General features: G+C 54.3%; 14 protein-coding genes and 1 pseudogene. 11 read left to right on the forward strand and 4 right to left on the reverse strand.

The window, feature by feature from the left end:
• Positions 1-492 precede the first annotated feature (492 nt).
• Positions 493-2,181: a dihydroxy-acid dehydratase gene (gene ilvD / locus ABD76_RS06200; protein WP_197255210.1), complete on the reverse strand. Its 1,689-nt coding sequence runs from the start codon at positions 2,179-2,181 to the stop codon at positions 493-495.
• A 374-nt stretch (positions 2,182-2,555) separates the two neighbouring features.
• Between ilvD and ABD76_RS06205 the strand changes: the two are divergent.
• Both ABD76_RS06205 and ABD76_RS06210 read left to right on the forward strand, forming a co-directional pair.
• A pseudogene (locus ABD76_RS06205) lies at positions 2,556-3,701 on the forward strand (alanine racemase).
• 24 nt (positions 3,702-3,725) lie between these two features.
• Positions 3,726-5,009 (forward strand): D-arabinono-1,4-lactone oxidase, encoded by a 1,284-nt coding sequence (locus tag ABD76_RS06210; protein ID WP_242069408.1) that lies wholly within the window; start codon positions 3,726-3,728, stop codon positions 5,007-5,009.
• 47 nt (positions 5,010-5,056) lie between these two features.
• Here the strand turns inward: ABD76_RS06210 and ABD76_RS06215 are convergent, their stop codons facing one another.
• Entirely contained in the window at positions 5,057-6,187 is a 1,131-nt protein-coding gene (locus ABD76_RS06215) for an acyltransferase family protein (RefSeq protein WP_197255211.1), read from the reverse strand.
• Positions 6,188-6,446: 259 nt separating this feature from the next.
• On the opposite strand from ABD76_RS06215, the gene ABD76_RS06220 reads away from it, so the two are divergent.
• The 6 genes from ABD76_RS06220 (at position 6,447) to ABD76_RS06245 (ending at position 14,102) form a co-directional block, all read left to right on the forward strand.
• Positions 6,447-7,202 carry a YwiC-like family protein gene (locus ABD76_RS06220; protein ID WP_197255212.1) on the forward strand — a complete coding sequence of 252 codons (756 nt, stop codon included), beginning with the start codon at positions 6,447-6,449 and terminating at the stop codon, positions 7,200-7,202.
• A gap of 124 nt (positions 7,203-7,326) precedes the next feature.
• Positions 7,327-8,292 carry a sugar kinase gene (locus ABD76_RS06225; RefSeq protein WP_197255213.1) on the forward strand — a complete coding sequence of 322 codons (966 nt, stop codon included), beginning with the start codon at positions 7,327-7,329 and terminating at the stop codon, positions 8,290-8,292.
• 97 nt (positions 8,293-8,389) lie between these two features.
• The gene (locus tag ABD76_RS06230; RefSeq protein ID WP_197255214.1) at positions 8,390-9,067 is read left to right on the forward strand and encodes a bifunctional 2-keto-4-hydroxyglutarate aldolase/2-keto-3-deoxy-6-phosphogluconate aldolase; all 678 of its coding nucleotides are present in this window, start codon (positions 8,390-8,392) and stop codon (positions 9,065-9,067) included.
• A gap of 560 nt (positions 9,068-9,627) precedes the next feature.
• Complete coding sequence (locus ABD76_RS06235; protein ID WP_197255215.1) at positions 9,628-10,644, forward strand: 2-oxoacid:acceptor oxidoreductase family protein; 1,017 nt, start codon at positions 9,628-9,630, stop codon at positions 10,642-10,644.
• A gap of 145 nt (positions 10,645-10,789) precedes the next feature.
• Complete coding sequence (locus tag ABD76_RS06240) at positions 10,790-13,096, forward strand: thiamine pyrophosphate-dependent enzyme (RefSeq protein WP_420901926.1); 2,307 nt, start codon at positions 10,790-10,792, stop codon at positions 13,094-13,096.
• A gap of 217 nt (positions 13,097-13,313) precedes the next feature.
• Entirely contained in the window at positions 13,314-14,102 is a 789-nt protein-coding gene (locus ABD76_RS06245) for an NAD-dependent protein deacylase (RefSeq protein ID WP_197255216.1), read from the forward strand.
• A 102-nt stretch (positions 14,103-14,204) separates the two neighbouring features.
• On the opposite strand, the gene ABD76_RS06250 is transcribed toward ABD76_RS06245, so the two are convergent.
• Positions 14,205-15,452 carry a tyrosine-type recombinase/integrase gene (locus ABD76_RS06250; RefSeq protein WP_197255217.1) on the reverse strand — a complete coding sequence of 416 codons (1,248 nt, stop codon included), beginning with the start codon at positions 15,450-15,452 and terminating at the stop codon, positions 14,205-14,207.
• Positions 15,453-15,467: 15 nt separating this feature from the next.
• Complete coding sequence (locus tag ABD76_RS06255) at positions 15,468-15,956, reverse strand: ImmA/IrrE family metallo-endopeptidase (RefSeq protein WP_197255223.1); 489 nt, start codon at positions 15,954-15,956, stop codon at positions 15,468-15,470.
• A gap of 330 nt (positions 15,957-16,286) precedes the next feature.
• On the opposite strand from ABD76_RS06255, the gene ABD76_RS06260 reads away from it, so the two are divergent.
• The 3 genes from ABD76_RS06260 to ABD76_RS29300 all read left to right on the forward strand — a co-directional run bounded on the left by ABD76_RS06260 (position 16,287) and on the right by ABD76_RS29300 (position 21,124).
• Positions 16,287-18,731: a fibronectin type III domain-containing protein gene (locus ABD76_RS06260; RefSeq protein WP_197255224.1), complete on the forward strand. Its 2,445-nt coding sequence runs from the start codon at positions 16,287-16,289 to the stop codon at positions 18,729-18,731.
• A gap of 602 nt (positions 18,732-19,333) precedes the next feature.
• Entirely contained in the window at positions 19,334-20,596 is a 1,263-nt protein-coding gene (locus ABD76_RS06265; RefSeq protein WP_197255225.1) for a helix-turn-helix domain-containing protein, read from the forward strand.
• Positions 20,597-20,938: 342 nt separating this feature from the next.
• Positions 20,939-21,124 carry an aspartyl-phosphate phosphatase Spo0E family protein gene (locus ABD76_RS29300; protein ID WP_338125062.1) on the forward strand — a complete coding sequence of 62 codons (186 nt, stop codon included), beginning with the start codon at positions 20,939-20,941 and terminating at the stop codon, positions 21,122-21,124.
• Positions 21,125-21,357 lie beyond the last annotated feature (233 nt).

Below are 21,357 nucleotides of genomic sequence, written 5' to 3' on the forward strand. Positions count from 1 at the left end.
TACAAACAAGAGTGTCGAAGCACCGACAAACAACTTTTGGGCTCGGTAGTCCAATGACTTATCTCGAGTGGAATTCACATGTAACCATTTTAGGCATTGACAAATGACGTTTTGATTCGGTACGTTATCCATAGAAATCTCCTTTGTTGAGCGTTTTATGGATACGCTGAGGGTAACTCAACAATAGGAGATTTCTTTATTTTTGTCCACGAATATAGTTCAATAAGTTACAAATATAGAGAATTATAGGGTGAAAATTTTCGTAAAAAGATTGATGCAACGCTAGTGTTATTTTCATCGATTTTTGTCTTTTATATATTGAGTAGTCTGAAATTGATGCAGTTTTGCAGGAACTCCAGTAAATGAGCACACGTCATCATGGAAAACTGTATTTTCACAGTTTTTTCTCCAAGCTGAGCAGCTAGAAGCAGGGGTAGGGCTGTCCGTTGCACGAAAAAACTGTTTATCGGACAGCCCCTCGAATTCTGGCGATTAAATTTTGAGAATTCCGCCTTGGCTCGCATTCGTGACGAGCTTGGAGTAGCGGGCCAGATAGCCGGTCTTGACCTTTGGCTCGAACGGCTTCCACGCCGCGCGCCGCTGCTCGAGCACCTCGTCCGGCACCTGCAGCTCGATTTTGCGGTTCGTCAGATCGAGCTCGATGATGTCGCCGTCTTCCACGAACGCAATCGGTCCGCCTTCGGCCGCTTCCGGCGAGATATGGCCGATGCTGATGCCGCGGGACGCGCCGGAGAAGCGGCCGTCGGTAATGAGACCGACCTTGGCGCCGAGACCCATGCCGACGATCTGGGATGTCGGGGCGAGCATCTCCGGCATGCCGGGACCGCCCTTCGGCCCTTCGTAGCGGATGACGACGACATGGCCTTCCTTCACTTTGCCGTTCGCGATTCCGGCCAGCGCCTCGTCTTGGGAATCGAAGCAGATCGCCGGGCCGACATGGCGTCCGCCGACCGACGGATCGACGGCGCCGACCTTGACGATCGCGCCTTCCGGCGCCAGGTTGCCGAACAATACGGCCAGGCCGCCTTGCTCGCTATGAGGATTGTCAAGAGAATGGATGACATCCGTATCCACGATCTCGCAGCCGGCGACATTTTCGCGCAGCGTCCGGCCGGTCACGGTGATGCACTCGCCGTGAAGGGCGCCTTCCTTCTTGAACAATTCATTCAAAATGGCGCTGACACCGCCTGCATTATGCACATCTTCAATATGATAATCGGAAGCCGGCGCTACTTTGGCCAGATGAGGCACGCGGGCCGCCACCTCGTTAATCCGCTCGATCGGGTATTCGAATCCGGCTTCGCGCGCGATAGCGAGCGTATGCAGAACCGTATTGGTCGATCCGCCCATCGCCATGTCGAGCGCGAAGGCGTTATCGATAGCTTCCATCGTGACGATATCGCGCGGCTTGATGTCCTGCTCGATAATGCTCATGAGCTGTCGGGCCGACTTGCGGACGAATTCACGGCGTTCCGGAGATATGGCGAGAATGGTGCCGTTGCCAGGCAAGGCGATGCCGAGCGCTTCCGCCAGGCAGTTCATCGAGTTCGCGGTGAACATGCCCGAACAGGAGCCGCAGGAAGGGCAGCCGTACTGCTCCAGCTCCATCAATCCCTTGTCGTCGATCTTGCCTGCTTGATAGGCGCCGACGCCCTCGAACACGCTGGACAAGGAGATCGAACGTCCGGAGGAATCTTTGCCCGCCTTCATCGGACCGCCGCTGACGAAGATCGTCGGAATGTTGACGCGCAGCGCGCCCATAATCATGCCCGGCGTAATCTTGTCGCAGTTCGGAATGCAGACCATTCCGTCGAACCAGTGGGCCGAGACGACCGTCTCTACCGAATCGGCGATAATCTCGCGGCTTGGCAGCGAGTACCGCATGCCGATATGGCCCATCGCAATCCCGTCGTCCACCCCGATTGTATTGAATTCGAACGGCACGCCGCCCGCTTCCCGGATCGCTTCCTTGACAATCTTGCCGAATTCCTGCAAATGGACGTGGCCGGGAATGATGTCGATATACGAGTTGCATACCGCGATGAACGGCTTGTCAAAGTCCTCTTCCTTCACGCCCGCTGCACGCAGCAGACTGCGGTGAGGCGCACGATCGAAGCCCTTCTTAATCATGTCTGAACGCATTTTCTTTTTGGCTGTCATTTTGTGTGAACCTCCATCTCTTGCTACCCGACTGCCGGGATTGGAATGATACCTCTCATAAGTGCTTGAGTATTTCTATAGAGTCTATCACAACTGCCTTTCTTTTTCTAGCGGTTTAAAGCGTCACTGAGCGCTTGCGGCCAAGCCGGATCGGGTTCGAAGGAAACGCTGCCGCCGGCGGGAACCTCCCAAAAAAGAGAGAAAATAAGAGAGAATCGTTCCCCGCCACCCGGAATATATTAGCGATAACTTGAGCCGGTTGAGTCGGCCTGGAGGCAAGCTTGACGAAAGGGGGAGAGAGCATGGACAGTTCCGCGCACGCCGGAAGCTATGGGAGCGAGAACCGGGAAGCGGCACGAGCGGCCGCCGCCGGCATGCCGTTCGCCTGTCTCGACCTGGATGCGCTGGAACATAATGCGGGCCAGGTGCTTCGGCTGAGCGGACAGAAGCCGGTGCGTCTGGCCACCAAATCGCTGCGATGAGTCCAGGCGATCAAGCATCTGCTGGCGCTGCATCCCCGCTTCCAGGGCGTCATGTGCTACCATCCGCAGGAAGCCGCCGCTCTCCTGGAGGCAGGCGTCTCCGACGTGCTGATGGGCTATCCGACGCTGGATCGGCCCGCCTTGGCCCGCTTGGCCGGATTGCGCCGCCAAGGGAAGGAGATCGTCCTGATGGCGGATGACGGCAGCCAGCTGCGGGCCGCGGAGCAAGCCGCGCGCGAGCAGCAGATCTGCTTCGATATTTGTCTCGATATCGACATGTCCTCCGCGTTCGGCGGCCTGCACTTCGGCGTGCGCCGTTCGCCGCTGCGCAGCGCAGCTTCCGCGCTGGAGCTGGCGGATGCGATCCGCCGCTCCCCGCATCTGCGGCTGGCCGGCATGATGGGCTATGAAGCGCAGCTGGCGGGCGTTCCCGACGCGAAGCCCGGGCAGAGGCTGATGAGCGCCGCCATCCGCTATCTGAAGCGTCGCTCCGCGGCCGAGGTGGCGGAGCGACGGGCGGCGATCGTGCGCGCGCTGCGGCGCGAAGGCCACCAGCTCCGCTTCGTCAACGGCGGCGGCAGCGGCAGCCTGCGCTTCACGGCGTCCGACGAGTCTGTCACGGAGCTGACGGCCGGGTCGGCGTTCTATGCGCCGGCGCTGTTCGACGGCTACGCGGATCTGCCGCTGCGGCCGGCGGCCGTCTTTGCCCTGCCGGTGGTCCGGGTGGCCGCGCCCGGCATCTATACCTGCTACGGCGGAGGCTATATCGCATCCGGCGAAGCGGGGCCGGACCGGCTGCCGCAGCCGATCTGGCCCTCAGGCGGGCAGCTCCTGCCGCGGGAAGGGGCGGGGGAGGTGCAGACGCCGGTGCGCTACCGGGACGGCGCAGAGCCGCTGCGCCCGGGCGATCTGATCTGGTTCCGGCATGCCAAGGCCGGAGAACTGGCGGAGCGGTTCCGCGAGTTCGTCGCCGTCAAGCAGGGAGCTTGCATCGGGACATGGGCTACGTATCGCGGAGAAGGGTGGTGCTTCGGATGAAACAGTGGCGCAATTGGGCGGGAAATGTCCGCTGCGAGCCGGAACGGTGGTGGGAGCCGGAGGGAGAAGCGGACGTGGTGGGGGCTCCTGCGGGAAGCGCAGCGGCTAGGCCGCAAGGTGCGCATCGCCGGCTCCGGCCATTCGTTCACTCCTCTCGGGGAGACGGAGGAATGGCTTGTGCGGCTGCCGCGGATGTCCGGTCTGGTGAAGCTGGACGAGGACGAGCGCAAGGTGACGGTGCGGGCCGGCACGACGCTGCGCGAATTGGGCGGGCGGCTGCTTGAACGGGGCTGGGCGATGGAGAATCTGGGCGATATCGACCGGCAGACGATCGGGGGCGCGGTCGGAACAGGGACGCATGGGACGGGGAGCGGCTTCGGGAGCCTGTCCACCCAGGTGACCGCGATCCGCGCCGTCCTGGGGGACGGCAGCATCGCCGAAGTTAGCGAAGAAGATACGGGAGAGAAGCGGGAGCTGTTCAAGGCGCTGCAGGTTTCCTTCGGGACGATCGGCATCATGACCGAGCTGACGCTGCGGATCGTTCCTGCGGAGCGGATGCGGCTCGCCAGCTTCCGCTCGACCTTGGAGGACACGCTGGAGAGGCTGGAGGAATACCGGAGCGGGAACCGTCATTTTGAATTTTTCTGGTTCCCTTATTCCACCGGGACGCAGGTGAAGACGATTAATCCGACCGACGCGCCGGCATCGAAGCGCGGCAGATGGAAGGAGTGGAGCGCCTACGCGGTGGAGAACGGCTTGTTCTGGGGGATGTCGGAAGCATGCCGCATCGCTCCGCGGCTCAGCGGCGTCATCAGCCGCTTGTCGGCCCGCTTCGTTCCGGTTAGCGGCGAGGTCGGCCGGGGACCTCGCTTATTCGTTACGCCCAGGCATGTCAAGTTCATGGAAATGGAGTACAGCGTGCCGGCCGCCGCGATGCGTCCGGTCCTTCTGGAGATGAAGCGCCTGTTGGAGCGGCGGCGGCATTCTGTCCATTTCCCGATCGAGTGCCGGTATGTCAAGGGGGATGATATTTGGCTGTCGCCTGCCTATGGCCGGGACTCGGCTTACCTCGCGCTTCATATGTACAAGGGGATGCCTTACGAGCCGTATTTCCGCGATATGGAGCAGATTCTGCTCGCCTATGACGGGCGGCCGCATTGGGGTAAATGGCATTCCCGGACCGCTTCGCAGTTGGCCGAGATGTACCTGAATTGGAAGGATGCCGCCCGAGTCAGGGAAGCGGCGGATCCGCGCGGCGTCCTGCTGAACCGGTATGTGGCGCGCCTGATCTCGCCAAGCGCCCGGTAAATGAGAACAGCACCCCGCGTCAAGCGTACGGGGCGCTGTTGATAAGGTTAACCCTGCTTCATGCCGCGATGGAATGCCGACATGCGGTGCCAGCCGCCGATGCCGTTCCATTGCGGTTCGATAATCGGGCGGCACAGCGACCGTACGGCCGGCTGCGCGAGCAGCACGGTGCAGGCAAGCGACGCCGCAATCAGCAGAACGGCCTGCGTGCCGGTCGTAATATAATGGTACAGTCCGGAGACGACGAGCAGCCGGATAATGAGGCCATGGAGCAAGAACACGTACAGCGTTCGCCGCCCCAATCCGGTAATCCAACCGACATGGAGAGGCACCCAGGCCAAGAACGCGACCGATGCGACAATCTCCAGCGCGTAGATGAACAGGCGCATTCCGATGGCGTACCATGGGGATTGCTCCAGCCATCCGAGCTCGCGGAACGTCATATGATTCATCAGCCATTCCGGATGGAGCGCGTTCGGCCACAGAAGAAGCGCAATCAGCAATCCGGCGGACAAGCCTGCTGCCAGCGGCCGGAAGCGGGAAGCGGCGAACCGCTGGAATGCGCCGTCGCGGAACAGATATCCGAACGCGAAGAACGGCAAATAGACCAATGTCCGGGACAGTCCGAGCCACGCTCCGTCGATCGGCAGAAATCCTGCGGCAATACCGATGATGGCCGACAGGATGACCGGGTGGCGAACCTGCAAGCGGGTGAACAGCATCAGGATGGCGCGCCAGATCAAATGTCCGATCAAGAACCACAGCAGCAGGTACGGAATGAAGAACGAGTGCTTCATTCCCGGAACATGGAACAGCGTAACGTCAAGCAGCGAATATAGCGATTGAAAAATGACATACTGGATGCCGATTTGCTTCATTACGGCCCAGCCCGCCCGGCCGTTCAGATTGCTGCGGGCGAAATAGCCCGTGACGAACACGAACAACGGCATATGAAACGTAAAAATCCAAACGAACAAACCTTTCAGCGCGGGCATGGTGCCGATGAGCGGTTCAATCGCATTGGCGACAAACACGCACACAATGAGCATGAACCGCAAATTCAATCCGAAGGTCTCTCCACTCCTGAAGGTCTCTCCACTCCTGAAGGTCTCTCCACTCCTTAAGGACACGGCCGACTTCAACCCGGAGGAGGCTTGATTCCACCTGCGCTCCTGCATTGTCCTTCCCTCCTACAAATCCTGCCGCGCATCGATTTTGTCTATATGGCTGCGGCTTTATGTTTACGATGTTAACGTACCATAGCGCCGTTTTCGGAATTGTGATTTGCATCACATAAAATGGGATGAAAGCGTCGTCCACTTTTGACAGAATGGCGAAAGTTCCTGCGCAAGCTTAGACAGCGCCCTGCAATTCAAGTAACATACAGAAGAGTTGCCAGATGGAAGCAACATTTCATTCAAAGGAGAGACAGGAACGATGTCGAAGGAACGTCCCAACCGCAGATCGAAGCTTCTGCGGGCCTATATTCCGAATCAGCACGGAGCCTGGGCGATGCTCATCATTCCGTTCGCGGCGGGCATGTTCGCCAGCAAGCCGCAAGCCATTCATGCCTGGCTCGGAATCGCCTGGCTGGCCGCCTATTGCGGATCGTTCGCCGGCCTGCAGTGGATCAAGACCGGACGGGCCAGCGTCTATCGGGGCCCGGTGATTGTATATGGCGGCGCATGCGCGCTCGCCGGGACAGCCGTATTGGTGATGCGGCCGGACATATGGTGGATGGGCGCCGTCATGCTGCCGCTGCTGGTGCTGAACGCGGCGTTCGCCAAGCGGAACCGGGAACGCCATCTCCTCAACGATTTTTTGGCCGTTCTCCAATTTTGCTGGATGCTCCCGATTGCTTTCGAAGCAGGCGGGGGAACGGATTGGAGCCTGGCTTGGCGGGCCTTTGCCGCCTGCCTGCTCTATTTTGCCGGAACGATATTTTATGTGAAGACGATGATTCGCGAGAAAGGGAGCCGGCTGTACTACGGCTTGTCGGTCGGCGTCCATATCGTGGCCGCGGCAGCCGTGGGCCTCATGCTTCCCCTCTGGGCGGCGCTTCCGTTCGTGGCGCTGTTCCTGCGCGCGGTCTGGATGCCTGGCCGGAAGGTCACGATCAAGCAGGTCGGCATTGCCGAGATCGTCTTCAGCATCGTGACGGCGATTCCGCTCATCGCCGTTGTCACTCCGTAGCCTGCCGCAACCGTTCCTTAATCGACGACAGGCCTGCCATACCGTCGGCCGTTGACGGTATGGCAAAAAACGGATTATGATAGAGGACAAAGCCTCATGTTATACAGAAGGAGGAAACGGCATTATGAAAGCGCTATCAATAAATGCCCCGGAGGTTGTCACGTTCGGCGAAGCGATGGCCTTGTTCAGCTCCGCGGACACGAGGGGCTTGGAATATGCGCAGACAGTGATGAAATCGTTCGGGGGAGCGGAGAGCAATGTGGCCATCGGGCTGGCCCGGCTCGGACACCGGGTCGGCTGGTGCGGCCGCCTGGGCCGTGATCCGCTCGGCCGGTACATCGTCAAGGCGATTCGCGGCGAAGGAGTAGATGTCTCTCGCGTCGAGATGGCGCCGGATGCGCCTACGGGACTGATGATGAGAGAACGGGCCGCCGGGAAGTCATCCGTCTATTATTACCGCGCGGGCTCCGCGGCAAGCCGAATGGCGCCGGGGGATCTGGACAAGGACTATATCCGCTCGGCCCGGCTGCTTCATGTAACCGGGATTACTTGCGCCTTGAGCGAGAGCTGCGCCGAGACGGTCTATGAGGCGGTCTCCGTCGCGAAGGCTGCCGGCGTGAAGGTAAGCTTCGATCCGAATCTCCGGCTGAAGCTGTGGACGATTGAAGCGGCCCGGGAGAAGCTGCTGCCGCTGGCGCGCGAGGCGGACTACTTCCTGCCGGGACTGGACGAGTTGAAGCTGCTGTACGGCACCGAGGATGAACCGGGCATCTTCCGGCGCTTGTCCGAACTGCCCGGCGTCAGTATCGTCAAAGGCGGGCCGGGCATGAATTATGTCGTGCAGGGAAGCCGCGTCGACGAGGTGCCGTACGAGCTGGCGGAGCATGTCGTCGATACGGTCGGCGCCGGCGATGCCTTTTGCGCCGGATTTCTTTCCGGCATATTGCAGGGGGCCGATGCGGCGGAGGCGGTTCGTCTCGGCAATATTACCGGCGCGATGGTCGTGCAGGCTTTTGGAGATTGGGAGACCCTGCCGACGGCCGAGCAGCTCCAGGCGGTATTGAACCGGGCGGTGCATATCGAACGGTAGGAGGCCGCCGCGTGCCCGCTGCCCCTGATTTGGCCAGGCGGGCTCATGGCTCGCAAGCATAGACGCCGTAGAGGGCGAAGAAGGGAGAATCATCATGATGGAAAAGATTCGAGTGATTCAGCAAATTCAAGAGCATGGCGTCGTCGCCGTACTGCGGGGAGACTCTCCGGATGAAGTGGTGGAGATGGCCGGACAAGCCATCGAGGGCGGCATCCGCATTATCGAGGTGACGATGACCGTTCCCCATGCGCTCCATGCGATAGAACAGCTGCGGAGAATGTATTCCTCGAAATCCTCCAGCAGCGACCGCTTCGCGGTCATCGGCGCCGGCACCGTGCTGGAGCCGGTTACGGCCCGTTCCAGCATTTTGGCGGGGGCGGAGTTCGTCGTCGGTCCGTCGCTCAACCCCGAGACGATAGCGATGTGCAATCTGTACCGCGTGCCCGTACTTCCGGGCGTCATGACGATCGCGGAGGTGCAGCGCGCGCTCGAGCTGGGGGTGGACGTGGTGAAGCTATTCCCGGGCAATCTGTATGATCCGTCCATCGTCAAGACGATCAAAGGCCCGCTGCCCCAGGCGAACCTGATGCCGACCGGCGGCGTCGATGTTCACAATCTGGGCGATTGGATCCGGGCGGGCGCGTTTGCCGTCGGGATCGGCTCGGATTTGACCAAGGAAGCGAAGGCGTCCGGCGATCTTTCTCACGTCCGCCGCAAAGCAGAACAGTATATGGAAGCGTTCTGCCGCGCGAAGGAGCAGATCGCCCGCGGATAAGCGACTCCCCTCTCTCTCCGGTATCATTGGAATCCGGGCGGAGAGGGGTTTTGTTTATTGAGAGGGTATGGATAAGGGCCGCGTCCCGAGCCGGGCGGAATGGGGCTTTCTTGCCTCCGGCTCGTTTGGACAGCACTTGATCAGACTCGTTTTTCCATCCTTCAGAAAAATTCATTCCTATCTTCCGTCCCGTTCATAAAACGTTCTCCGCCCGGAGGCATATGGCGTCCGCCTGCCGCATACAATATGACACCCGCGATATCTAAGTCTGCATGTACATACGGAAGAGGGCATCACTGACCGGATGCGCCTCTCTTCTGTGTACTTTTTTCCTGTCACAAGATGTCCATTCGGCTTCCGGTCGTCTGTGATCAATGTCATACCTGCCGGCCGGCTTCCCATATAACCTGTATTCAACCACGTCATATTCAGACCGGTTACGTGATTAGCGAGCAGGAGGTCTGTCCCGCGAGACAGGCCGTCCACATCCGAATCTGGCCCCGTCCCCTGGCGCGCTTCGTCTTGCAGCGGGAGCGGGGGAAAGGAGATGAAGCATTTCAATGGTCAACCTGCCCAAAGTCAATGAGCTCGGATTTTATGAAATTCGCTTGGAATCGATTGGAGGCCTGGGCGCGAACCTGGCCGGCAAAATGCTGGCCGAAGCCGGCGTCACGGGAAGCGGATTGAATGGCGTCAGCTTTTCCTCCTACGGCTCTGAGAAGAAAGGATCTCCCGTTAAAGCGCATATCCGTTTCTGCCAGCCCGAGACCCGCATCCGGGACACGACTCCGGTCGAACGGCCCCATATTGTCGGCATATTCCATGAAGCCCTGGCGAAAACGGTCAATGTCACGAACGGAATCTACCCGGACAGTCTGGTGCTGGTCAATTCCTCGTCCGATCCGGCGCGTCTGAAGGACAAACTGCGGCTGCCCTGCGGCACGATCGCGGTAGTCGACGCGATCGGCATCGCCTTGGAGGAAAGGAACCGGGTCAACATGGCGATGCTGGGCGCCCTGTTCCGCCTGTGCGACTTCCTGGACGCGGAGCATATGAAGGGCGTCATTCGCAAGTCGCTGGAATCGAAGTACCCGCACGCCGTCCAGCCGGCGCTGAACACGTTCCAGCGCGGTTACGACGAGGTCGTCTTCCAGACGTTCGCGCTGCCGGAGGGAGAGACTCTCCCCGGACCGGTTCGTTGGGATACGTCCACGCTGGGGTATGAGACCCAGCCGATCGGCGGGACGGTCATCAATCCCGGCAACTCCGTACTGAAGGATCTGAGCATTTCCCGTGCCGGCATGATGCCGCATTTCTTCGAAGATAAATGCATTCATTGCGCGGCCTGCGACAATGTATGCCCCGACTTCTGCTTCGTCTGGGAGGAGAAGCCGGACAAAAAAGGCCGGCTCCATATGTTCCTCCAGGGAATCGATTATCAATATTGCAAGGGCTGCCTGAAATGCGTTTACGCCTGTCCGACCGAAGCGCTGTCGAGCGAACGGGAAGAGGAAGGGTATGCGGATGCCCATCGGATGCCGCATCGGTTCGCGTTCGCCAATGCAGCGCAGCAGTAACCGGCGGGAAGCTCGCAGGCAAGCGATGCGCACCCGCGCACGCCTGCTTCCGCCGGAGCGGGCGGCTTCCGGAACGGCATTGCCGATGGCATGCGCTTGATGGAGCCGCACATGACAGTATGAATGGCAAGGGGGAAGAGAATCCGTGGCAATCGAGTATGATAAGGAAGCCATGCCGTCCCGCGTGGAGCAGCGCATGGTATACGAATCGGGCAATGAGATGGCGGCCTATGCCGCTCATCAGATCAACTATCACATTATGGGATATTATCCGATCTCGCCGTCTACGGAGGTCGCCCAATTCCTGGACTTGATGAAGGCGGGCGGGAAGCATGACATTAAGCTGATTCCGGCCGACGGCGAGCATGGCTCCGCCGGAATCTGCTATGGCGCCTCGACGGCCGGGGGACGGGTGTTCAACGCGACGAGCGCCAACGGCTACCTGTATATGCTGGAGCAGATGCCCGTCCAATCGGGGACGCGCTTCCCGATGGTATTGAATCTGGTCTGCCGCTCGGTCTCGGGGCCGCTCAACATCCACGGCGACCATTCCGATCTGTATTTCGCCCTCAATACGGGCTGGCCGATTCTGCTGTGCCGGGATCCGCAGGCCGTCTATGATATGAACATTATGGCGATTAAGCTGGCCGAGGATCCGGAGGTGCGGCTGCCGGTGATGGTCGCGTTCGACGGCTATTTCACTTCGCATCAGAAGCGGCGCGTTCAGACATTCGCCCGCCGCGAGGACGTGCAGCGGTTCATCGGCGAGCAGCCGGTGAGAGGGTTCGCGGATACGCTGGATCGGAACAACCCGATCACGGTCGGCCCGTATATGAATGAGCCGGATTACATCAACAACTGCTATCAGCAGTCGATGGCGATGTACAAGGCCGGAGAGGTGTTCGATCGCATCCGCCGGGAATATGCGGAGCTGACCGGACGCGATTATCCGGTGCTCGATCTGTACCGGATGGAAGACGCGGAGGTGGCCGTCTTCCTGCTGAATTCCGCGGCGGAGATTATTAAGGACGTCGTCGATCAGCTCCGGGAGCAGGGCATCAAGGCGGGCGCCGTCTCGCCGAATATGATCCGCCCGTTCCCGGCGAAGGAGATCGCCGCCGCGCTGGCCGGCGTCAAGGCGGTGACCGTCGGCGACCGCGCCGATTCGTACGGCGGACATGGCGGCAATATGGTGAACGAGGTGAAGGCGGCGCTCTTCACGCACGGCAACCGCGGCACGCTCGTCATCAGCCGCATTTACGGCCTGGGCGGCAAAGACTTCTATGCCGAGGACGGCCACGAGATGTTCCGGTGCGCGCTGGAGGCGGCCGCGGCCGGCGCTGTGGCGCGGCCGTTCGACTATATCGGGCATACGCCGGGGGACCCGGCCGCCGCGCCGAAGCGCGTGCTGGAGCCGATGAAGTATGAGGAGCTGAATTCCGGCCTCATTACGGTGAAGCAGGATGAGGAGACAGGCAAGCTGAACGTGCGGATTCCGCCGCTGCGGCAGCTGACCAAGAAGCCGAAGCGGATTGCGCCGGGCCACGGGGCATGTCCGGGCTGCGGCATCTTTTCGGGGCTGGAGCTCTTTTTCAAAGGGATCGAAGGGGACATCGTCGCTCTCTTCCATACCGGCTGCGCGATGGTCGTGACGACGGGATATCCGTACTCCTCGCATAAAGCGACCTATATTCACAATTTGTTCCAGAACGGGGCGGCCACCCTGTCCGGGGTCGTCGAGATGTTCTGGGAGCGCAAGCGCCGCGGCGAGCTGGACGAACTGAATCTGCCGGATGACTTCACGTTCGTCATGATTACCGGGGACGGCGGGATGGATATCGGCATGGGGCCGGCCATCGGGGCCGCGCTGCGCAATCATAAAATGATAATTCTCGAATATGACAATGAAGGCTACATGAATACGGGAGCCCAGTTGTCCTATTCGACGCCGATCGGCCACCGGACCTCAACCTCCAATGTCGGCAAGGCGCAGACGGGGAAAATGTTCCACCACAAAGATACGGCGCAAATTATGGCCGCGACCCATATTCCTTATGTATTCACGGGAAGCGAGGCATTCCCTCAGGATCTGCTGAAGAAAGCGGCCAAAGCCCAGTGGTACGCCCGCAACGAGGGGCTCGTCTACGGGAAGATTCTCATCACGTGTCCGCTCAACTGGCTGTCCGACGATCGGATGGGCACGCAGATCGTTCAGGCGGCCATCGACTCCTGCTTCTTCCCGCTGTATGAAGTGGAGCGCGGCGTCACGACAATTACGTACGACCCGGAAGAAAAGAACAAAAAAATTCCGCTCCTCGACTGGCTGACGATGATGGGCAAGACGAAGCATCTCGCGAAGCCGGAAAACGCGGAGCTGCTGGGCGTGTTCGAGCGGGAGGTCGAGCGGCGCTGGAGCGTGCTTCGGGCAAAGCATGCGCATCCTGATTTGTAATCAGGAAGATGGCTAGGGCGGAAGAAATATAGAGACTGATAAACAGGGACAGGGCGGGCTTCCGGAAGGAGGCTTCGCCCTGTTGCGGTTTATCCGCCTCGGTCGTGCGGAAGGGCGGAGGCCTCTCCGGGTTGGGGGAGGCCCGTTTCCTTTTCCTCCCGTCCTCGTTCGGCTATACTGGAGAGGACGAAGAAACTTGAGGGGGGCCGATGCAAAAATGAAGATGGACATGTTGGATGCGGACGGCCAAGCCCATGCCGCCGAGCTGGCAGACCGGCTGGGCCGCAGCCGTTATACTGTATTTTTTGGCGGGGCCGGAACATCGACGGAGAGCGGAATCCCTGATTTTCGCTCCGACCGGGGGCTGTTCTCGGCAGAAGAAGCGGAAGCGTTCGCGTATCCGCCGGAAATGATATTAAGCAGATCCTTCTTCGAGCGGGATCCGGTGACCTTTTACCGCTATTACCGGACGAAGATGCTGCATCCCGGGGCACAGCCGAACGGCGCGCACCGGACGCTGGCCAAGCTGGAAGAGGACGGGATCGTGAAGGCGGTCGTCACGCAAAATATTGACGGGCTTCACCAAGCGGCAGGCAGCCGCGAGGTGCTCGAGCTGCACGGCTCGGTGCACCGGAACCGCTGCATGGCATGCGGGGCGGAGCATGAACTCTCCCTCGTCGCGGAGAGTCAGGATCCGATTCCGCATTGTCCGGGATGCGGGGGCATGGTGAAGCCGGATGTAGTGCTGTACGAGGAGGCGCTGGATGAGGAGGTTATCAACCGCGCCGTGGAGCATATCCGGCGGGCCGACCTGTTGATCGTGGGCGGCACCTCGCTGAATGTCATGCCGGCGGCCAGCTTCGTCCGGCTCGCCGCCGGGGCTGATATCGTCATTGCGAACCGGACCCCGACGAGCATGGACTACCGCGCGGCCGCCGTATACCGGGAGCCGATGGGCGCGCTGTTCGAGGCCGCATACGAGATCATGGCTCAACGAAAGGGGTAAGGCATCATGTGGATGATGTAAACAAAGGTTCAAAAACCCTGTAATACCGCATAATGAAGGGCTCCCGAGAGGGAGCCTTTTTATATAAAATCACGAAAAAAATCACGTTTCCTGCAAATCTGGCCTAGCTCTGGCATTGATATTGTGGAAATTGAAGTTCAAAATATCCGTAAAGTGTATTTGTATTCTCTCATTCGCATTTTTTCTCATCTTCTCTGTAACGTGACTATAAATTCGCAATGTGGTTTTAGGATCATCATGTCCGACTCTTTGCATAATTGTTTTTAGATCAACTCCAGCTTCTGCAAGCATACTGATGTGTGTGTGCCGAAAGATGTGAGGTGTAGCTTCTTTTTTTATAGACGTCTTTTTAAGCAGTCTCTCCATCCGTATTAAGACGTTCTTCTGAACGAATGGGTATCCATTTTCTCGGCAGAATACGAAGTTTGCATCATGAAAATCAGGAATCAGCTTTTTGGCCTCGGCCATGATTTTATTTTGCCGTTCCTGAAACTCCTTAAGTAATTTCATTACGCTTTCATCTATATCGATGGTACGTATCGAACCTTTGGTTTTCGGCGTAACGAGTTCGTAGAGCTTCATGTTGCTGTTTTCGTTATATAGCGTTTTGGTAATTCGTACTTGATTTGTATTAAAGTTTAAATCAGGCCATTTTAAAGCACAGAGTTCGCCCGAACGCATACCAGAGAATGCAAGGAGATAAAACCTTTCCAAATCCATGGGCAAGCCATGGCGGTAAACTGCTTCAAGGAATTCGGTCAACTCATGTTTCTCTAAATACTCATCATCAATAGAAGTATTTTCGAGTTCCTCCACGGTTAAGACTTTCTCGGGGATGATAACTCCCGTACAAGGATTGTCGGTCCGCATCTTATGTTTTATTGCATACTTCATTATCATATTGGCCGTAACATGTACACCTTCAATTGTGTTTCTGGCATATCCCTTATCATCGAGATCGTTGAGGATACTTTGATACTGCCTGTGAGTGACCTTATCTATGATAACTTTGGCCATATACCGCAATAAGATCTTGATTTCTTTTTTTCTTATTCTTACTGTCCCGGGCTTAACATTCCTTTTAGAATATGTTTTCAGCCACTCCCATGCGGCTTCTTCAAAAGTGAATTTTTTTACTTTTTTACTATCTATTCCGTCTTTTAGCTTATTAAGTTCAGCATTTGCACGTTCAAATGCTTCCTTTTTGGTATCACCGCGGCGCGGGATTTGTCTTCGTTTACCTGTAACTGGATCAGGGGGGCCTTCTAATGTACAAACCCATTTATAGCCCTGCTTATTTGAAGCAGGAACTTTTCGATAACTGGCCATGTAAAGAACATCTCCTTAAAAAGATGAATTCATTTTAGGGAAATTTAAATTATTCCAATCCTTCCATCTGCGTTTTGCCATACTTAGTGGGACACTAAATTGGTCTGCGATCCATTGAACTCCTTGTTCAACATAGTTGATGTGAGCTATATTTTCTTGCTGAATCATAAAGAGCGGTACAAGAAGATAATCTGCGAAATGTGATGCTTGTATTTCGTGACGTTGAATATGTAGTTTTGAAATTTCCAAGTGCGATGCTACATGGAGCACATGATGGCAAAGCTCGTGTGCAACGAGCTGTCTCCATTCAGGCAATGTCAAATTATCTTGTATGTATAATGCGCTCCATCCTGCCTTGAGTGGATGAGGGATACAATGGCTGCGAAACGGCGTTGAGAAGACCTCGGCATGACATGAATAAGCTATTGCTTCAACATCGATTTGATAAGGGTGACAAATATTCAAGTACTTGAGCAAATCATTGACATGTTGTTCCAAATTCATGATGAACCTCCTTTAAAAGCTCGTTTAAAGAGAATGTATGTTCTGATTTTTGGGGAAAAGAAAAGCCCCAAAGGGCTTCGGTTAGATTATACCATTATTTATCTTTCAAATCCCAAGCCGATGAAGTATTTGTATCTTCAGTAGGCAGCGATTTTTTCTTCTTCTTAACTTCTTCATGCCAATAACGTATAAGCTCCTCTTTTTCTTCTTGAGAAGCTTCAAGAAAACCATCAAAGAAAATCCGCTCAAGAATAGGCAGATGGCTAGTGTCAAAATTAGGAGCTATAGAGTTATTTCTATGATCTTCTAAATAGCCACCTTCCGGCAGCGGTGGATAATCTGAAGGCTGAATTTGTACCGAACAATAGCAGTACGGTCAACGTTTCCTTTGATGATGTTGCCTCGGCTGAAAGTTATCGCCTTACGATTAAGGAAGGTTCAAATAGCGTCTATGAAGAGGAACTTAGCGTCGCTGGCCCACATCAAGTAACGGGGCTTGAACCGGGTAAGCAGTACACGGCTACGGTCACAGCCAAAAATGCCAGCGGATACGGACAAAGTAGTAACCTTGGCTTTTTGTCACTGCCAGCAGCTCCAGGCGAGTTTCAGTCGATCCAGATCAGAGAAACCGAAGTGGAATTATCGTGGAATGCATCTACAACCGCCTCACTCTATGAACTGCTGCGTGATGCCGTAGGCCGCTATAGCGGGTCTGATTTGTCGTATACCGATACGGGATTGGAGAGCGGAACGGAATATGATTATCAGCTTGCCGCTAAAAATGAGTCAGGCTTCGGTGACATCGCCTATTTGAATGGAGTTCTCACGTTGCCGAGCAAGACGGAAATTGACGTTGATGAAATCGGTAAGGACAAAGTGACATTATCTATAAAAAATGCTGTACGCGGAGCAGAGAACTACGTGCTGCTGGTTAACGGCATGAAGGCTAGAGAAATGTCAGCCGAAACAAGGCAGTTTACGGTAAATTCGTTGGAACCAGGAAGTCGCTATATCTTTGAGGTCTATGCTGAAAATCGGAGCGGAGCTGGTGTGGCCGGTAAGGTTGAAGTCAGCACGCTGCCGGACAAACCGCAAGGTTTGGTGATTCACGATATAGAGGAAAATAGTGCAAAACTCAGTTGGAATCCAGTTCTGGGAGCGGACAAGTACCAAGTGACGGTAACTGACGCAGTCTATTTTGAGATATCCGGAACCGAAATTGTTCTTACTAACTTGACTGCCGGTACTCTCTACCAGCCGGAAGTGATTGCAGGTAATGCATCTGGATATGGTGAGGCCATCAAGGGAGAGTTCTTAACGCTTCCAGCGCAGCCAGGAAATTTGCACCTTGCGGAAATCAAATCTGATCAATTTACACTGGCATGGGACGAAGTTATCAGTGCAAATAAATATGTGATATACAATAATAACGGTGAACAAATTGGCGAGACGGAAAAAACCAGTTATACGGTTACAGATTTAAAGCCTGGGGAAACAATTAAAGTCTTTGTGGGTGCTGAAAACGATACAGGTGAAGGTAAAAAATCCGGCTTTACGCAGCGCACCCTTCCGGCGGACTTCAGCGTTGATCCAGACGATCCGAACGGTCAGTCGGTTACGATTGGTGATCGCGGCGAGCACTTCGTAGTAATTTGCATTAAACCAGTGGATGGAGCGGACTGGTACAAAGTGATTGATGGGGAAGGCAATGTAGTCGGAATCGTTACTGCTCCAGAAACGGAGAAAGAGATCGGCGGACTGGAGAGTGCGAAGGAATATGATGACTGGACAATCATCCCGGTCAATGATGTAGGTGAAGGTAAGGCCACGCCGGTTCCTTCGTTCGTCACGTTACCATCCTCTAGTTTTGAGGTATCTGTTATTGATTCTACGCAGCATACGTTAACGGTCAAGGTTGAAAGCCTGCTTACTAACGAAATTTTTGTTTATGCAAGTGGAGGCAAAGAGCTGCATCGAGGTAAGGAAAAGGTGTTCACAGCACGTAATTTGAAAGAGGATCGATCTTACAAATTCGAGGTTTGGATGGAAAACAGTGTCGGTGATAAGACAGAACCTAAGACTGCTTTTGGCCAAACTTTGCGTGTGCCGTCGTCGGGGGGATCGGGCAATGGTGGAATTATCCCTGCCCAGCCGGACCAGCCAGTTGAGGAAACAGTGCCATCTATAGATAATGAAACGCCTGATGCTAGTGGTAGTGGTAATAAGCCTGGGTTTAGTGACATCGACAAATCCTTTGCCAAAAATGAAATCCTTGCATTGTACGAACGGGGAATCGTCAAGGGCGTGTCTGAATCTAAATTTGAGCCAGACCGGGAAGTGACTCGCGTTGAATTTGCCTCCATGCTTGTCCGGGCTTTAGAGTTAGAGAAAGCCTCGAATGTGTCTCTTACTTTTGAGGATATACATCGTACAGCGTGGTATGTTCCAGAGCTTGGAACGGCCGTGTTAAATGGTATAGCTCATGGTTTCAGCGTTAAAGAGTTTCGCCCGTTCGATCCGATTACCCGGGAGCAGGCCGCGAAAATGATCGCTAATGCGGCTTACAAAGGTAGCATTCCGGTTTCTGAAATTAATTTCAGGGATGCGGATATGATCGCCTTTTGGGCGAAACCGGAAGTGGCCGCCCTGACATCAGAGCAAGTAATTAGCGGTTATCCGGACAAAACCTTCAAACCTAAGCGTAAATTAACGCGTGCGGAATGTGCTGCACTGATTTATCGGTCGCTTCATTTATTTAGTAATTACAGTAGCTGACGACTGAAAGCCCGCGCGTCTACCTAATATGGTTGTCCTCCTATATATAGCCGCCCCTAATGGGGCGGCGATTTTATTAGACTATCGGATAAACCGTTCCTTCATAGGTAACGCCCCACCATTCACCGGCTCCATCTCTGTACGAGGTGACATATGTAATTTTAAGGTTACCAGCGTACTTGCCGTCGTTGTACTTGTATACTTGAGGTAAGGATGACCTTGTTGGGTATTGTTTTTTACTGTAGGCCACTACTACACGCTCAGTTTTGTTGATTTGGGCCTTAACCTCTGATAAGTTTTGAAGCTTTGCAGGGGATGGGGCTGCTCCGACGATGGTAGGGGTCAACATGGTTCCTAACAGAACACCCGACAACACAAAAGACCATATTTTGTGCACATAATCACCTTCCAATAATTTAATTTAATTTGAGTTACAATGATATCCATATTCGATGGAATGGGAATTATGCATGCATGTTCATGGCGGCTCCTTCGGGTATTGTCGCAACCATGATGGTAAAATGGTTGTTGGTATTTGCATTTTGCGAAAGTCGTGGTAAATTATAGGTGTATATCATTGAAAATGGGGGAAGGTGCATAGGGTGGCACAAGTATTGTCCATTGGTGAATTAATACAATGGCACAGGCACAATCGAGGCATGACATTAGCGCAATTGTCAGAGCTGACAGGCATACATAAAGGAACCATATCCAAAATTGAAAACGGCGACGTGAAAAGACCGGAATATATGACCATCCGTCCGCTTGTAGAAACATTGCAGATACCTTTAGAGACTTTGGTCGAACTGCACATCACTGTGGAAAAGAGAGCAGACACCCTCCTCTTCGTGTTGCAGGACGTGATTCAGCATTCAGGCACTGCCGAGCTGGTGACCAAAGTAGGGAGAAAATTTTTAGAGTCCCCCAGTGACGATAGTCACGCCTTGGTGGAAAGGCTTTATGACTTCGCGGGCCACGTGGAAAGTAAGGAGATTAAATTAGCCCTATATCAAGTCATCGTTGACTATTCTCGCGACCATGGAATCATGCCTTTTTTGGCTAGAGGGTTATTCCAGGCGTATCTTATCGAGCGAGACGACTTTACTCGGATGCGGGATACATACGATAGTTACAAGCATATCGTAATGTATGCAGATTTTTTGAGTGCGGAAGACCGCATCGTGTTCTACTACAAGCTGGGTATTCATGCTTATAATTTATTTCTATATCCGAAGAGTATCGAGCTTGCCCATCATGTGATTCAGGAAGCTAAGCTTGATAATGAATACTACGCTCACGCACTTGGTATACTGAGAAGCGCATACTTTCGTATTGGGGATTACGAAAAAAGTGAATATTACAATCATCTCTACTCGCAATATGATGGCCCTTACATCAAAGAAAATGTTCTGCTAACGAACGCATTGCTTAATGCAAAAAGGGGAAAGACAGATATAGCGGTATCACAGTTGAACTCAATATTAGAAACGTGCGATCAGGGTTTAGCTCTGTCAGCTTTGAATCAATTAATGGATATATATCTGCAAGAACGCCGACTATTTGAAGCTGAAAAAACTCTTTCTTACCCTATCGACCCCCAACAGATCAGCCATAACAATCCCAACCTGATTTCACAACTCGCTGAATATTATTACCATCGGGCAGAGTATTTCATGGCTGTTGGAGAATTCGACAGAGGCGTTGCTGAGTTTCTCGAAAGTGCGTTTTACTTTTCAAGAGTGGACGATGTACGTCAAGAAAAACAGTGCATTCAGCAAATCATGCAAAGTCATTTGACGCAAAATATTCCGATGAGCATACAAACAGTAGAAAAAGTGTCGGAATATTACAAACGAACCGATTAGGAGGGATTGCTGTGAAGCGTTTCGTGTCCAAAGCATACATCACTCTTCTGAGTGCTGTGATTATCGGGGAAGCTGCGATTGCTGCATTGTTTGGTAATAATGATGGAATCATGCCTTGGTAACCTACGAGCAGAGTATTTCATTAAACATGGTAACTTCGAGCGCATTTTTGGGTGTTGGTGGGAGGTATCCATGGTAAGAGTACCTATTAGGTACTCTTTTTTTTGGCTATTTCCCCTCCGTTTCCTTCAATTGAATTTAATGGTATTCCCTACGACCCCTATTATACTTATTATAAATAACCCCATTATCAAGAACTGTGATGTGAGGTGAGAGACCATTGTGCGCTGTGATGATGCACTAAATAAAGTTAATGGACTTAGGCAAGAATTAATCAGGATCGCAAATGAAAAAGGTAAATTTATAGATGACGAAGTAGTTCGAGTTAGTCAACAACTAGATATTTATATACTTGAGATTCAAAAGGATTACATAAAAAGGCAATATAAAAAGAACCTGAATCCGTGAAAGGGTTACGAATAAGAGAACCATCACTATCAGCTGTAACGATAGGCGCAGAAAGCAGAGGTGATGACTCGATTCACTTGAAAAAGACATCACGAAACAAAGCTTCCCTTGTGCAAAGCTTGAACGGAAACATAGGTTCGCAATCTATTATCCCGACAAGGTCCCGTAAATGCGCTGGAATGTCTGAAACCATGGACTATGTCTTCCGAAGCGGAGCTTCGTTTGTCTGGCAT

Source organism: Paenibacillus dendritiformis (genome assembly GCF_015845845.1).
In the GTDB taxonomy this organism is placed as follows: Bacteria; Bacillota; Bacilli; order Paenibacillales; family Paenibacillaceae; genus Paenibacillus_B; species Paenibacillus_B dendritiformis_C.

Excerpts from the sequence above, each read along its gene's own strand:
- ilvD (WP_197255210.1), bottom strand. The coding sequence starts at position 2,181 with ATGACAGCCAAAAAGAAAATGCGTTCAGACATGATTAAGAAGGGCTTC.
- ABD76_RS06210 (WP_242069408.1), top strand. The coding sequence starts at position 3,726 with ATGTCCGCTGCGAGCCGGAACGGTGGTGGGAGCCGGAGGGAGAAGCGG.
- ABD76_RS06215 (WP_197255211.1), bottom strand. The coding sequence starts at position 6,187 with ATGCAGGAGCGCAGGTGGAATCAAGCCTCCTCCGGGTTGAAGTCGGCC.
- ABD76_RS06220 (WP_197255212.1), top strand. The coding sequence starts at position 6,447 with ATGTCGAAGGAACGTCCCAACCGCAGATCGAAGCTTCTGCGGGCCTAT.
- ABD76_RS06225 (WP_197255213.1), top strand. The coding sequence starts at position 7,327 with ATGAAAGCGCTATCAATAAATGCCCCGGAGGTTGTCACGTTCGGCGAA.
- ABD76_RS06230 (WP_197255214.1), top strand. The coding sequence starts at position 8,390 with ATGGAAAAGATTCGAGTGATTCAGCAAATTCAAGAGCATGGCGTCGTC.
- ABD76_RS06235 (WP_197255215.1), top strand. The coding sequence starts at position 9,628 with ATGGTCAACCTGCCCAAAGTCAATGAGCTCGGATTTTATGAAATTCGC.
- ABD76_RS06245 (WP_197255216.1), top strand. The coding sequence starts at position 13,314 with ATGAAGATGGACATGTTGGATGCGGACGGCCAAGCCCATGCCGCCGAG.
- ABD76_RS06250 (WP_197255217.1), bottom strand. The coding sequence starts at position 15,452 with ATGGCCAGTTATCGAAAAGTTCCTGCTTCAAATAAGCAGGGCTATAAA.
- ABD76_RS06255 (WP_197255223.1), bottom strand. The coding sequence starts at position 15,956 with ATGAATTTGGAACAACATGTCAATGATTTGCTCAAGTACTTGAATATT.